Consider the following 13,224-nt stretch of genomic DNA (forward strand, 5'->3'; position numbering starts at 1 on the left):
ATTTTGTCGCGCAAAAGTTAAGGCTGTGAAAAAACGAGGGAATCTGCCGCGAGGCTGACGGCCGGACGAGAGGCGTCTAGAGTGCCGGCATGGCCATTCACGACAAGTCCGAGAGCGCACGGCGACACGATTACGCACCGTTCGGCGTGCCCGTCGAAGCGCGGAAGGCGAAGGCCGGCCTCTATCTGGTCGCCACGCCGATCGGCAATCTCGGCGACATCACGCTGCGCGCGCTGGAGGTGCTGGCCGGCGCCGACGTGATCGCCTGCGAGGACACGCGCGTCACCCGCAAGCTCGCCGACCGCTTCGGCATCGAAACACCACTCACCCCGTACCACGACCACAACGCCGCAAGCGCGCGGCCGAAGCTCATGGCACGGCTGGCCGCCGGCGAAGCCGTCGCGCTGGTGTCGGACGCCGGCACGCCGCTGATCTCCGATCCCGGTTACCGGCTGGTGCGCGAGGCGCAAGACCTGGGCTTTGCGGTCGTCGCCGTGCCGGGCGCCTCCTCCGTGCTGACGGCGCTGTCGGTGGCCGGGTTACCGACCGACCGGTTCTTCTTCGAAGGCTTCCTGCCGTCGAAGCAGGGAGCGCGGCAGAAACGCATCGCCGCGCTCGCGCCGATGCCGGCGACTTTGGTGTTGTTCGAGAGCGGCCCGCGCATCGCCGAGGCGCTCGCCGACCTGGCGATGGGCCTGGGCGACCGGCCGGCCGCGATCTGCCGCGAATTGACAAAACTGCACGAGGAGGTGCGCCGCAGCACGCTCGTCGATCTCGCGCGCGACTACGCGCACGGTGCCGAGACGCGCGGCGAGTTCGTCGTCGTCGTGGCGCCGCCGCCGGAGGACGAGACCGCGCCCGCCGATGTCGACGACCTGTTGCGCCGCGCGCTGGCGCGCGTTTCGGTGAAAGACGCGGTCGGAGAGGTTGCGCTTGCAACCGGCAAACCGAAGCGCGAGGTCTACCAGCGCGCGCTCGAACTTTCGAAAGGCGACGACGAGTGATGGATCCGAGCCGATTCAGATCGCCCGGCCTCCGCCCGAAGCCGGACAAGGCGAAGGCGGAGCCGAGCCCCGAGCGGCAGGCCGCCTTCCGCACCGGGCTGTCGGCGGAAAGCCGCGCCGCCGCGCTGCTGGTGGCGAAGGGCTTCCGCATCGTCGCGCGGCGCTGGAGGAGTCCGGTCGGCGAGATCGACATCGTCGCGCGCCGGCGCGCGTTGCTGGTGTTCGTCGAGGTCAAGGCGCGCAACGATCTCGACCAAGCCGCGGAATCGGTGACGCCGCGCCAGCGCGCGCGCATCGCGGCGGCGGCCGAAGCCTGGCTCGCCACCTATCCCGATCCGTCGATCACCGATATTCGCTTCGACGCGATGCTGGTGGCGCCCGGCAAGTTTCCGCGGCACATCCAGGGGGCGTTCGAGACGTAGTTTAGGCGCTCAGCCGCTCGAAGAATTCGTCGACCTGCGCGCGGATGCGACCGGCAACTTGGCCAAGATCGTCGGCGACCGATTTCACCGCGACCGCGCTGGTGCGGGTGTCCTGCGTCGCCGCACCGACCGACGCCACTTCACTCGCCGTCTCGATGGTCCGGTGCGCGGCGATTTCGACGCTGCGCGCGATCTCCTGCGTCGCCGCGCCCTGCTGCGTCACCGCCGCGGCAATTGCGCTCGAGATGTTGCCGATCTCGCGGATGGTTTGCTCGATCGCAGTGATGGTGGTGATGGAGCGCGACGTCGCACGCTGCATGCCATCGATCTGGGTGCGTATCTCCTCGGTGGCGCGGCTGGTCTGGCCCGACAGCGCCTTCACCTCGCCGGCCACCACCGCGAATCCGCGGCCCGCCTCGCCGGCGCGCGCCGCCTCGATGGTGGCGTTGAGCGCCAACAAGTTGGTCTGCTCAGCAATATCGGTGATCAGCTTGACCACGTCGCCGATGCGCGCGGCGGCCTCGCCCAGTTCCTTCACCGCCGCGTTGGTCGCCTCCGCTTCCACGACCGCTTTGCCGGCGATGGTGGTCGACTGCGCGACCTGACGGTCGATCTCGTTCACCGACGCCGAGAGCTCGTCCGCCGCCGAGGCAATGTCGCGCACATTGGCGGAGGCTTCCGAGGATGCGGCTTCGGCGCGCACGGTCTTACCGGTGGCGTTGTCAGCGACGCCGGCAAGCTGACTGGAGGCCGTGAGCATTTCGTCCGAGATGCGTCCGAGCTCCGACAAGGTCGTTTCGATATGTCCGGAGAAGCGGGCGATTTCCGCCGACATGACGCTCTGCCGCTGCGCGCGGGCCTCGGCGTCGCCGGAGACGGTGCGGTTGAGCTCGACATTGTGCGCCATCGTCTGCTGAAAGACGGCAATCGAGCGGGCAAGCGCGCCGACTTCATCAGTGCGCTCGCAGGCGGGGATCGAGACGTTTGCTTCACCGGCGGCGATCTTTTCGGTGGCCCGGGTCAGGCCGGCGACCGCGTGGGCGACGCTGCGCACCCCGATGACGGCGAGCGTCACGGTGCCGAGGAAAAGAACGCCCATGGCCGCGGTAACCCAGACGGGCGCGTTGTAATCGACGACGCTGTCGAGCAGGACCGCCCCGATGGCCATCAGGGCGAAAGTCGCATAGAGCTTGGTGGAGATGGAGAGCTTCGGAACGGTCACGGCCTGCCCCTACCCGCGCGGCCGGGGCATACTGGCAACAATGTGTTAACGCACTATTTTCCTTTGCGCGGAATGCACAACAAAGGCAGCCGAGAGCAATCATGAGTCTGAATGTTGCGGTCCAGATGGATCCGATCGCCCGGATCAACGTCAAAGGCGATTCCACATTTGCCTTGCTGCTCGAGGCGCAAGCGCGCGGACACCGACTTTCGTACTACACACCGGACCGGCTCGCGCTGCTCGACGGCAAGCTGTTCGCTTCGGTCGAGCCGCTGACCGTTCGCGACCAGCCCGGCGATCACTTCGAGCTCGGCACCGCGCGCCGCGCCGACCTGACCGAATTCGACGTCGTGCTGCTGCGGCAGGACCCGCCGTTCGATCTCGCTTATGTGACGACGACGCATTTCCTCGAGCGCATCCAGCCAAAAACTCTGGTGGTCAACGACCCGGCGCACGTGCGCAACGCGCCGGAAAAGGTGTTCGTCACCCTGTTTCCCGACCTGATGCCGCCGACGCTCATCACGCGCGACCTCAACGAGATCAAGGCCTTCCGCGCCGAGCACGGCGACATCGTCATGAAGCCGCTGTACGGCCACGGCGGCGGCGCGGTGTTCCGCGTCACGCGCGACGATCTCAATTTTGGCTCGCTCTACGACATGTTCGCGGTGACGTTCCGCGAGCAGTGGGTGGTGCAGAAGTTCCTGCCGGCGGTGAAGGCCGGCGACAAGCGCATCATCCTGGTCGACGGTGAATTCGCCGGGGCGGTCAACCGCGTGCCGGCGGCCGACGATTTGCGCTCGAACATGGTGCGTGGCGGCGCGGCGACCGCGACCGAGCTGACGCCACGCGAGCGCGAGATCTGCGCGCGCATCGGTCCGGCGCTGCGCGAGCGTGGCCTGCTCTTCGTCGGCATCGACGTGATCGGCGACAACATCACCGAAATCAACGTCACCTCGCCGACCGGCATCCGCGCCATCAAGAATCTCGGCGGCCCGGACATCGCCAAGCTCATCTGGGACAAAATCGAAGCCAAGCGCCGCGGGTAATTTCAAATGAACGTCAAGCTCTCCGTCGCCACCACCGACTACGACCATTTCCGTGATTTCCGCACGGGCCTCGTGCGCGCCGAAGGCATCGACGCGACCTGGTCTATGCTCGGCCATCACGAAATCTTCTCGCGCTTCACCTTCAACCGCGAATGGGACGTGGCCGAACTATCCTTCGCCAAGTTCTCGGCGCAGGTGACGCGGGCGGACAGCGACATCATTGGCCTGCCGGTCTATGCCTCGCGGCTGTTCCGCTTCGCGTCGTTCTACGTGAACCGCACCAAGGGCATCAAAACAGCCAAGGACCTGCGCGGTAAACGCATCGGCGTGCCGGAATGGGCGCACACCGCCGCAGTCTACATGCGCGGCTGGCTGATGCATGAGGGCGGCGTGCCGCTGCAGGATATCGAATGGGTGCAGGCCGGCACCAACGAGGCCGGTCGCATCGAGAAAGTCGAGCTGACGCTGCCGAAGGGCGTCACGCTGCGGCGCGAGCCGGAGAAGACGCTGAGCGGCATGATCGCCAGCGGCGAGCTCGATTGCGTCATCATCGCGCGGCCGCCGAACTGTTTCCGCGAGAAGCATCCCGACGTCGTGCGGCTGTTTCCCGACTTCGAGGAGATCGAGCACCGCTATTACCAGGACACGCATGTCTATCCGATCATGCATGTGATCGCGTTGCGCAAGGCGATCCTGGCCGACAATCCGTGGATCGCGCGCAATCTGCTCAATGCCTTCGAGGAATCGAAAAGGCGCAGCCTCGAGCGCCTGCTCGATCCCGCCGTGTCGCGTTATCCCATCCCGTGGCTGACCAACCACGCCCGCAGCATCAGCGAGATGTTCGGCGGCGACCCCTTTCCTTACGGCATCGAGCCCAACCGCCCGACACTGGAGCTGTTCCTGCGCTACTGCCATGAACAGGGCATCGCCCATCGGCTCGCCAGGCCGGAAGAGATCTTCCCGCCCGGCATCATGGCGCCGGTCAAGGTCTGAGCGCTATTTCCCCACCAGCTTCGCCGCCGCGTCGTGGATGTCCGGCGCGGTGATCTTAGCCAGATCGACCGGCGCCTTGAGGTTACCGGCCTTGTGCAGCTCGTTCTGCATCCAGGAAAGCTTGTCGAGCGGCAAGGTCACGTCGGGATCGACCAGCTTGCGCTTGACGGTGTCGTCATAGGCGAAAGCCGGGCGCGGATCGTCGGGCTTGGCGTGGATCGCCTCGCGCGTGACGCGGATCGTGTCGTCACGATGCGTCGTCGCGTAATGCAGCGCGTCCATTTCGGCGGCGATGAAATTCACTGCGTCGTCGTGCCGGCCGGCGACGGTCTTGCCGGTCATGGTGAGGCACAGCCGTACATAGTTCGGCAACGCCGCGTGGCCGGGCACCAGCATTTTTATATCCTTCGGCGCCACCGCCATGAATTCCGAAGCGACGATGCCCGCGTCGGCCACGCCGGCCAGGATCGCCTTGTAGCGGTCGAGATCGCCGCCAAGATTAGCGAAGCGCACGTCCGACGGCTTCATGTGGTTCTGCTCGAGAATGGCATTGACCAGCAGGTTGGGCAACGAGCCCGGCGCTGCCACAGCGATGGTCTTGCCCTTCAAGTCGGCAACCGAGTTGATGTTCGCGTGCGTCATCAGCCCGTGCGGCACGCCCGGCCAGTCGCAGCCGATGATCTTGATGTCGGCGCCGTGCGATCCCGCGAGGATGGCAGCGCCGGGGCTCGATTCGATGCTGTCGAGCTCGCCGGCGAGCAGCGCCTTGTGCGCGGTGGCGCCGTTTTTGATCGGGACGATCTCGACCTTGAGCCCGTGCTTGGCGGCGAAGTCGTGCTGGCCGACCATCAGGCTGAAGCCGGCGTCGCCTTTCGGCTCGATGATGCCGTGCTTCCAGACTTTCAGCTGTTGCGCTCCCGCCGCGGCCGCGCCGGCGAACAACGCCGTCCCTACCGCCGCACCGGCAAGCAGACTCCTCCACCGCATCGTCATGGTCGTTTCTCCCCATAGCTTTTTATGGGGAGATGATCGGCGGCTTCGCGCGCGAGATCAACGCGAATCACGGTGACGCGCGCGGCGCGTCTCAGTTGACGAGCGCGTCCTGCTCGAAGCCGGCGATCGAGAACACGATGCGCTGGTGACCGAGGCGGATGTGCTGCACCTCCCACAGCATCTCCTCGACGTCGGCGTTTGCGGCCTCGGCGTCCAGCCGCGCCTGCCGCGCGCGGTCGAGGTCGTCTTGCATGGCTTTGCGATCGATCATGGCTCGTCCCCCGTCCTGGGTATCCTGGGAGTGTAACCTGTCTTTTTTGTTCTGCAAATGTTCTTGTCGTCCTCCGGTAGTGTCTCAGTTTGAAAAAAGGCGGGTAGCTAATGGCCTATTCGGGTGATGCAATTTGGTCACGATTCAGATATAGTCCGAACGGATGGAGCGCTGGGCGACTTGTATTTTTGGCGTTTCGCCTGATAGCGCGGGGGTCCATCGCAATGCCCCTTAAGTTCGCCTTCAACGAAGCTAAAGCACTGGAAACTCTAGCTTTTATCGCAAAGATAAAGGCTGGGTTCACTCCATTTTACGTCGCAAAAGTTCTGTTCTTCGCGGAAAAATGGCACTTGAACCGATACGGTCGGCCGATCATCGCGGACACCTACATCGCAATGCCCCGTGGTCCGGTTCCGTCTACCATCAAAAACTACATGGATGGAGAATGGGGATGGTCGCCCGAACCGGACGGCCTCGATGAGGCGGTGAAGATTGACCACAGCGGACGATTTCCTCGCCTGATGCCGATTGAAGGCCGCCAAGAAGGAGGGCTACTTTCGTCATCGGACGCCGAATGTCTGAAAGAAGCAATTGACTACTGCAAAGACAAAAGCCCAGACGAGCTATCGAAAATAACGCATTTCGAAAAGGCATGGAAAGCGGCCGAGGCTAATCGCCCAATGGACTACGCAGATTTTATTGACGACGACAATCCGCACAAAAAAGAAATACTTAGGTTGGCGCAAGAAAACGCTGCCTATGCCATTCTATGACGCTGAAGAACAAGAAGGTATGCATCTATCTATGTCAGTGGATCAAAAATCCACACGACAAAATCGCCCTTTGCGTCTGCGACAAACAGTCCTTCCTGTTTTGGTTTAATAGCAGCGCAGCGTTCCACGGGCACGGCCAATTGGCTATTGCGGCTGGCGAGCATCCGGCGATTACGAAAGGTTGCTATCTAGACCTTTCGGGCATTAAGGGCATTTCTAGTTCCGAAGCTACCGCCGCCAGGGACCGAGGGCCGATCTCGGATGCGCTGAAAGCGCGTGTGCTCGCCGCTCTAGCAAATCCGATTGCGACGCTGCCCGAAGCCCATCGCAACCTTGCCCTTCAAAACCTGAGCTGAACCATGCCCCGAGGTCCCAAAGGCGAGAAGCGCCCCGCAGACGTGATCGGTGCCGCCATAATGGTGGCCCGAATCGCTACTGGCGATGTGGACGAAACGCCCCCGAAAAACTTGACCAAGGCCGCTGCCGGGCAGATCGGCGGAAAGAAGCGGGCCGCGAATTTGTCGAGTGAACAAAGGGTTAAGATAGCCCAACAAGCCGCTCGGAGTCGGAACAAGGGGAATTAGAAACACCTACTTGATTTCCAGTCAGGTTTCCGGCACACTCTGGTAATGGCGCCGGACTCAAACCAGACATCCAATAGAGTTGCCGCTCAGGCAATTGAGGCAAAGCTCCGCGAGCTGTTGGAGGCTCGCGAACGGGAGTTAGCCAATAAGTCGGAAATCGATAAGCGCATCCGGCGTATTGACCGCGACCTTTGGGACTGTCGCGCCGCTGGTCGGCTCTTCGGCTTGGAAGTCAAGCTTCCGGAAGACGTGCGCCCGGCTCTCATAATCAAGGCGCGGCCAGCCCCTCCATCAGCCGTCACGTCTGCGCCGCCAGCGCCCTTACCGCCGCCCCCTATCGGACCAGTCGAGGCGATGGCCGAATTGCCGCTCTCGCGTCCGCCCGTACCACCACCACTCCCGCCGGGCTACGAGTTAGCCCCGCCGACGATACGCGAATTGGTCCTGTCACTATTGCAAGGCGCGGGCACCAAAGGGTCCAAAGCTGGCCCCATCCGCAGGACCGTTGAGGCCGCTCTAAATAGGCAAATTCATTACAAAACTATCGGCATGACCCTGTACCGCTTGTCGCAAGAAAACCTTGCGCACCGCGACGGGTTTACGTGGTTCTTCGGGCCGTCACCGAGCGACGAAACGAAGAAACCCGGGGGTGGCTCCCCGGGTCCCTTGGACGATGTAACCGAATGAAGGAGGCGTTGATGAACAACACCAGCTAGTGGCTATAGCTTTCTGCGGTGGGGTGCTCGGCCCCGCCGATCTTCTATCTGTCGCGTGCTCCGGAAGCTGAATTGGATGCCTGCCAGGGCGTACAGCACCCGATTGCTAATCGGGAGAATGTGGGTTCGAGCCCCACCCGGAGCGCGCGATCTATTTAATATAGCCAATTTCAGGCGCTATCCAAACGTAAAATACGTACGAATCCAACAAGTTACTACTTGTAGGGTTAAGTGGAGTCTAAACTGAACTTTTATCTTGACAGAAATGGATACAGCGTTCATGCTGTGTCCCATGAACAGACTCCCTGTTGAGACCCGCGTCCAAATCCTCTCGATGCTTTGCGAGGGGTCGTCCATGCGCTCGGTTTCCCGGGTCTGTGGGGTCTCCATCAATACGGTCACGAAGCTGCTTGTGGATGCCGGTAACGTCTGTGCGGCGTATCACCACGAGAACGTGCGCAACGTGGCCTCTAAGAGCATCCAGTGCGATGAAATCTGGAGCTTCTCCTACGCCAAGCAAAAGAACCTGCGCACCGCTAGCGCTGCTCCCTACGGGTCTGGCGACGTGTGGACGTGGACCGGGATTGACGCAGATTCGAAGCTGATCGTGTCATGGCACGTCGGCGACCGTCATCACGGCGCGGCGATGGAGTTCATGAGCGATCTTCGCGCCCGGCTGGCGAACAAGGTGCAACTCTCCACGGACGGTCATCGCGCGTATCTCAGTGCGGTCGAAGAACTCGATTTCGACGCCGACTACGCCATGCTGATCAAGATTTTCGGCAAGGAAAGTGGCCCCGCTGGTCGCTATAGCCCGCCCGTGGTCGTGGCCACCGATACCAAGGTGATCCGTGGCAACCCCGACCCGGCTCACATCAATACGTCATTTGCCGAGCGCCAGAACCTCACCATGCGCATGTCCATGCGCCGGTTTACTCGCCTGACTAACGGCTTCTCCAAGAAGCTGGAAAACCACTGTCACGCGCTGGCGCTCTACTTCGTCTGGTACAACTTCATGCGCATTCACAAGACGCTGCGCGTGACCCCGGCAATGGCCGCTGGCCTCACCGACAAGGTGATGGATATGGCCGATCTTGTTGCGATTATCGACGCTTGCGAGATGCCGAAGGTTCGCGGCCCCTATCGCAAACGGAATGCACAGATTTCAAACTGAGACACCACCCGTCCTCCACAACTTGCGGTACTACTCTGGGTAGCGGCAGAGGGACGGACATGGTCCAGCGTGTCACCACCGTGGCGTTCGAGGGCATCGAGGCCCGCGCCGTCGATGTGCAGGTGCAGGTCGCGCCAGGCCTGCCGGCCTTCAACATTGTCGGCCTGCCGGACAAGGCGGTCTCCGAGGCCAAGGAGCGCGTGCGCGCTGCGCTGATCGCCTCCGGGCTGGCGCTGCCGGCAAGGCGCATCACCGTCAACCTCGCCCCCGCCGACCTGCCGAAGGAAGGCAGCCACTACGACCTGCCCATCGCCCTGGGCCTGATGGCGGCGATCGGCGCCATCCCGGCCGACGCGCTCGCCGGCTACGACGTGCTTGGCGAGCTCGGCCTCGACGGTTCGATCGCGGCGGTCGCCGGCGTGCTGCCCGCCGCCATCGGCGCCAATTCCCGCAGCCACGGCCTGATCTGCCCCTACGCCTGCGGCCCCGAGGCGGCCTGGGCAAGTCCGGAGATCGAGATCGTCGCGGCGCAGTCGCTGATCCAGCTCGCCAACCATTTCAAGGGCACGCAGGTGCTCAACCGGCCGCAGCCGCGCATCCGCGAGCTCGACGGCGTGCCGCTCGATCTCGCGGACATCAAGGGCCAGGAAAGCGCCAAGCGCGCGCTCGAGGTCGCCGCCGCCGGCGGCCATAACCTCCTGATGGTCGGTCCGCCCGGCGCCGGCAAATCGATGCTCGCCGCGCGGCTGCCGACCATCCTGCCGCCTTTGTTGCCGGCCGAGCTCCTGGAAGTGTCGATGATCGCTTCGGTCGCCGGCGAGATCGAAGGCGGCGCGCTCACCAACCGCCGGCCATTCCGCGCGCCGCATCATTCCGCCTCGATGCCGGCTCTGGTCGGCGGCGGCTTGCGCGCGCGGCCGGGCGAGATTTCGCTGTCGCATAACGGCGTGTTGTTTCTCGACGAGCTGCCGGAGTTCGCGCCGGCCGTGCTCGACTCGCTTCGCCAGCCGCTGGAAACCGGCGAGGTCGCCATCGCCCGCGCCAACCACCGCATCACCTATCCGGCGCGCTTCATGCTGGTGGCGGCGATGAATCCATGCCGCTGCGGCCGCGCCTCCGATCCGGGCTTCGCCTGCCGCCGCGCGCCGAACGCCCGGTGCGCCGCCGATTATCAGGCGCGGCTGTCCGGGCCGTTCCTCGACCGCATCGATCTGCACATCGAGGTGCCGGCCGTCACCGCCGCCGATCTCATTTTGCCGCCGCCGTCGGAAGGCTCACGCGAGATCGCCGCGCGCGTTGCCCGGGCGCGCGACCTTCAAGTGCAACGCTACGCCGCGCTCAAGCTCGATCATGTGCGAGTCAATGCGCAGGCCTCGGGGCCGGTGCTCGAGGAAATCGCGCGCGCCGACAATGCCGGCCTCGCGCTGCTGCGCGATGCGGCGAGCGCCATGCATCTCTCGGCGCGCGGCTATCACCGCGTGCTGCGCGTGGCGCGAACGCTCGCCGATCTCGACGGCGCCGAGAAGGTCGGGCGCGTGCATTTCGCCGAGGCCTTGTCCTACCGTTCGCTCGCCGACGAAATGCGCCACGCCGCGTGACGCGGCGTTAACGCCGCATTCACCACGACCGCGCGTCGGAACCCGTCAGCGTTACTTTCCAATAAATCCGCAACGTTCAATGCGGCACAATACCCGGCAGGGACGTGCTTCTGCCGAGGACGAAGGCCGCCGAACCGATGCACGCGGACACCCGGACGCACATGCGCGCGCAACGCACCAGGTTCCGCAACAAGGCGGCGTTGATACTGTTCGGCCGTGCCGTGTTCACGACACTGGCGGTGGCTTCGACTGCGATCGGCTTCTTCGCCGGCATCCAGATCGGCCGCGGCAATTTCGACGCCGCGAATTTCGCCACCGGCGTCGCCGCCCTGTTCGCGGTCGCCTGCGCCATGCTCGCCTTCATGCTCATGCGCCGGCGCAGCCTCCTCCGCCAGTTGCGCGCATTGCAAAGCGAGGTCGACGAATTTGCCGATCGGAACTGGGAGCTGCGCGAGGCGGAAGAACGCGCGCGCGGATTGATCGACGCGCAGGGCGATCTCATCGTTCGCCGCGACGGCGCAGGCCGCATCACCTACGTCAACGACGCCTTCTGTAAGCTCGTCGGCCGCGGCCGGCCGAGCCTGATCGGCCAGACCTTCGCGCTGCCGGTGCGCGAGCAGAGCGAGCTGAGCGTGCTGCCCGACGGCACCCGCGTGCACGACCAGAAGATCGACACCGACGACGGCGCGCGCTGGATCGCCTGGCGCGAGGTCGCCGTGCGCACCGAGGACGGCAACGAGGTGCAGGCGGTCGGCCGCGACGTGACCACGCGCGTCGAGGCCGAGCGCGCGCTTTACGCCGCGCGCGATCAGGCCGAGAGCGCCAACCGTGCCAAGTCGCGCTTCCTCGCCATGGTCAGCCACGAGATCCGCACGCCGCTCAACGGCATCCTCGGCATGGCCGACCTGCTGCTCGACACGCCGCTTTCGCCCGAACAGGTCACCTATGCCAAGGCGACGAAAACATCGGGCGAGACGCTGCTGTCGCTGATCGAGGAGATTCTCGATTTCTCCAAGATCGAAGCCGGCAAGCTCGATGTCGAGGCGCGGCCGTTCGCCATCGCGGCGCTGGTCGAGGAAGCGGTCGAACTGCTGGCCCCGCGCGCGCAGGCCAAAGGCATCGAGATCGCGAGCTTCGTCGACGAGCGCCTGCCCGCGCGCCTCGTCGGTGACGCGCCGCGGCTGCGCCAGGTGCTGCTCAATCTCGCCGGCAACGCCATCAAATTCACCGAGAAGGGTGGCGTCGCCGTCATCGTCGAGCCGGGCGAGCGCGTACACGAGGTCCGCTTCCGCGTGCGCGATACCGGCGTCGGGCTGGCGCCTGAGGATCAGGCGCGCATCTTCCAGGATTTCGAGCAGGCGGATTCCTCATCGACGCGCAAACATGGCGGCACCGGGCTCGGCCTCGCCATCTCGCGCCGCATCGTCGAACGTATGCACGGCGCCATCGCCGTCGACAGCGCCCCGGGCAAGGGCGCGACCTTCAGCGCCACCGTGCCGCTGATGCCGGCGCCCGGCGAACCGGAACATGCTTTCGCGCCGCCCGATCTCTCCGATGCCGCGGTCATGATCGTCGCCGCCGCGGAAATCGAAACGTCGTTGCTTGCACGACGGCTCGGCCGCTGGGGCGCCAGGACTTGCGCCGCGCTCGACGAGGAGGTCGCTTTCGCGCTGCTGCCCGAGCGGCGATGGGATGCGCTGATCGTCGACTACCCGTTGGCCAAGGCGATGATGGCGCGCGGCGACCTGAGCAAGATCGACGTCGCGAAGCGGATCGTGCTCATCCGCCCGACCGACCGCCATGAGCTGCCGGCGCTCAAGGCAGCGGGGTTTAACGGCTATCTGGTCAAGCCGGTGCGCGCCGCATCGCTCGCTGCGCGGCTGGCCGCGAGCAATGCCTATGAGCAGGCGGTCGCCGACGCCACCGACGAAGCGGTCGCGGCGGCGAATGGCGCCGGCGCCGGCGCCGGCGCCGACAAAGGCCTGTCGATCCTCGTCGCCGAGGACAACGACATCAACGCCCTGCTCGCCCGCGCTCTGCTGACGCGCCTTGGCCACCGTCCGACGATCGCCAGCGACGGCGCCGCCGCAGTCGAATCGTGGCAGGCGGCGCGCGCGGCCGGCGCGCCCTATGATCTGGTGCTGATGGACGTGCAGATGCCGGTCATGGACGGGCTCGAAGCGGTGCGTCGTATCCGCGCAGCCGAGAGCGAGCCCGAGCTCGGGGAGAAACCGACGCCGGTGCTGGCGCTCACCGCCAACGCGTCCGGCGACGACCGCGACGCGGTTCTCGCGTCCGGCATGGACGGCCTGCTGGTGAAGCCGCTCGATCGCGAGCGCTTGCGCGAAGTGCTCGAAACTATCCACCGGGCATCGGCGCCGCTTGCGGCGTAGTGAAACCTTCCGCACAGTGTCATAAATCCGTGTCC

The 13,224-nt window shown here is 64.8% G+C and carries 12 protein-coding genes and 1 tRNA gene; 10 read left to right on the forward strand and 3 right to left on the reverse strand.

The annotated features are described in order from the left end of the window. Positions 1-89: 89 nt before the first annotated feature. Both rsmI and VGV41_RS05275 read left to right on the forward strand, forming a co-directional pair. Positions 90-1,004: a 16S rRNA (cytidine(1402)-2'-O)-methyltransferase gene (gene rsmI, locus VGV41_RS05270; protein ID WP_326862631.1), complete on the forward strand. Its 915-nt coding sequence runs from the start codon at positions 90-92 to the stop codon at positions 1,002-1,004. Beyond that, on the forward strand, positions 1,004-1,426 hold the full coding sequence (locus VGV41_RS05275; protein ID WP_326862633.1) for a YraN family protein: 423 nt from the start codon (positions 1,004-1,006) through the stop codon (positions 1,424-1,426). The genes rsmI and VGV41_RS05275 overlap by 1 nt, the downstream gene beginning before the upstream one ends. Before the next feature lies 1 nt (position 1,427). Here VGV41_RS05275 and VGV41_RS05280 read toward each other — a convergent pair whose 3' ends face one another. Beyond that, entirely contained in the window at positions 1,428-2,648 is a 1,221-nt protein-coding gene (locus VGV41_RS05280; RefSeq protein ID WP_326862635.1) for a HAMP domain-containing methyl-accepting chemotaxis protein, read from the reverse strand. A gap of 101 nt (positions 2,649-2,749) precedes the next feature. Between VGV41_RS05280 and gshB the strand changes: the two genes are divergently transcribed. Next, entirely contained in the window at positions 2,750-3,694 is a 945-nt protein-coding gene (gshB, locus tag VGV41_RS05285; protein ID WP_326862636.1) for a glutathione synthase, read from the forward strand. Between the two features lie 6 nt (positions 3,695-3,700). Further along, entirely contained in the window at positions 3,701-4,687 is a 987-nt protein-coding gene (locus VGV41_RS05290) for an ABC transporter substrate-binding protein (protein ID WP_326862638.1), read from the forward strand. Between the two features lie 3 nt (positions 4,688-4,690). Here the strand turns inward: VGV41_RS05290 and VGV41_RS05295 are convergent, their stop codons facing one another. After that, positions 4,691-5,680 carry an ABC transporter substrate-binding protein gene (locus VGV41_RS05295; protein ID WP_326862639.1) on the reverse strand — a complete coding sequence of 330 codons (990 nt, stop codon included), beginning with the start codon at positions 5,678-5,680 and terminating at the stop codon, positions 4,691-4,693. A 91-nt stretch (positions 5,681-5,771) separates the two neighbouring features. Next, on the reverse strand, positions 5,772-5,951 hold the full coding sequence (locus tag VGV41_RS05300; RefSeq protein ID WP_326862641.1) for a hypothetical protein: 180 nt from the start codon (positions 5,949-5,951) through the stop codon (positions 5,772-5,774). Between the two features lie 224 nt (positions 5,952-6,175). Between VGV41_RS05300 and VGV41_RS05305 the strand changes: the two genes are divergently transcribed. From VGV41_RS05305 to VGV41_RS05330, 6 genes are all read left to right on the forward strand, one after another. Beyond that, complete coding sequence (locus VGV41_RS05305; RefSeq protein ID WP_326862643.1) at positions 6,176-6,724, forward strand: Panacea domain-containing protein; 549 nt, start codon at positions 6,176-6,178, stop codon at positions 6,722-6,724. Further along, positions 6,721-7,080 carry a hypothetical protein gene (locus tag VGV41_RS05310; protein WP_326862644.1) on the forward strand — a complete coding sequence of 120 codons (360 nt, stop codon included), beginning with the start codon at positions 6,721-6,723 and terminating at the stop codon, positions 7,078-7,080. The genes VGV41_RS05305 and VGV41_RS05310 overlap by 4 nt, the downstream gene beginning before the upstream one ends. Before the next feature lie 1,001 nt (positions 7,081-8,081). After that, positions 8,082-8,169: transfer RNA gene (locus tag VGV41_RS05315), tRNA-Ser, on the forward strand. A gap of 147 nt (positions 8,170-8,316) precedes the next feature. Further along, on the forward strand, positions 8,317-9,198 hold the full coding sequence (locus VGV41_RS05320; RefSeq protein WP_326862646.1) for an IS1 family transposase: 882 nt from the start codon (positions 8,317-8,319) through the stop codon (positions 9,196-9,198). Positions 9,199-9,257: 59 nt separating this feature from the next. After that, entirely contained in the window at positions 9,258-10,796 is a 1,539-nt protein-coding gene (locus tag VGV41_RS05325; RefSeq protein WP_326862647.1) for a YifB family Mg chelatase-like AAA ATPase, read from the forward strand. 161 nt (positions 10,797-10,957) lie between these two features. Further along, on the forward strand, positions 10,958-13,189 hold the full coding sequence (locus VGV41_RS05330; protein ID WP_326862649.1) for a PAS domain-containing hybrid sensor histidine kinase/response regulator: 2,232 nt from the start codon (positions 10,958-10,960) through the stop codon (positions 13,187-13,189). The last annotated feature ends 35 nt before the right edge of the window (positions 13,190-13,224 follow it).

The sequence above is a fragment of the Pseudolabrys sp. genome, from assembly GCF_035943735.1.
Classification (GTDB): domain Bacteria; phylum Pseudomonadota; class Alphaproteobacteria; order Rhizobiales; family Xanthobacteraceae; genus Pseudolabrys.

Coding starts and splice junctions, on each gene's coding strand:
- rsmI (WP_326862631.1), top strand. CDS start 90: ATGGCCATTCACGACAAGTCCGAGAGCGCACGGCGACACGATTACGCA.
- VGV41_RS05275 (WP_326862633.1), top strand. CDS start 1,004: ATGGATCCGAGCCGATTCAGATCGCCCGGCCTCCGCCCGAAGCCGGAC.
- gshB (WP_326862636.1), top strand. CDS start 2,750: ATGAGTCTGAATGTTGCGGTCCAGATGGATCCGATCGCCCGGATCAAC.
- VGV41_RS05290 (WP_326862638.1), top strand. CDS start 3,701: ATGAACGTCAAGCTCTCCGTCGCCACCACCGACTACGACCATTTCCGT.
- VGV41_RS05295 (WP_326862639.1), bottom strand. CDS start 5,680: ATGACGATGCGGTGGAGGAGTCTGCTTGCCGGTGCGGCGGTAGGGACG.
- VGV41_RS05300 (WP_326862641.1), bottom strand. CDS start 5,951: ATGATCGATCGCAAAGCCATGCAAGACGACCTCGACCGCGCGCGGCAG.
- VGV41_RS05305 (WP_326862643.1), top strand. CDS start 6,176: ATGCCCCTTAAGTTCGCCTTCAACGAAGCTAAAGCACTGGAAACTCTA.
- VGV41_RS05310 (WP_326862644.1), top strand. CDS start 6,721: ATGACGCTGAAGAACAAGAAGGTATGCATCTATCTATGTCAGTGGATC.
- VGV41_RS05320 (WP_326862646.1), top strand. CDS start 8,317: ATGAACAGACTCCCTGTTGAGACCCGCGTCCAAATCCTCTCGATGCTT.
- VGV41_RS05325 (WP_326862647.1), top strand. CDS start 9,258: ATGGTCCAGCGTGTCACCACCGTGGCGTTCGAGGGCATCGAGGCCCGC.
- VGV41_RS05330 (WP_326862649.1), top strand. CDS start 10,958: ATGCGCGCGCAACGCACCAGGTTCCGCAACAAGGCGGCGTTGATACTG.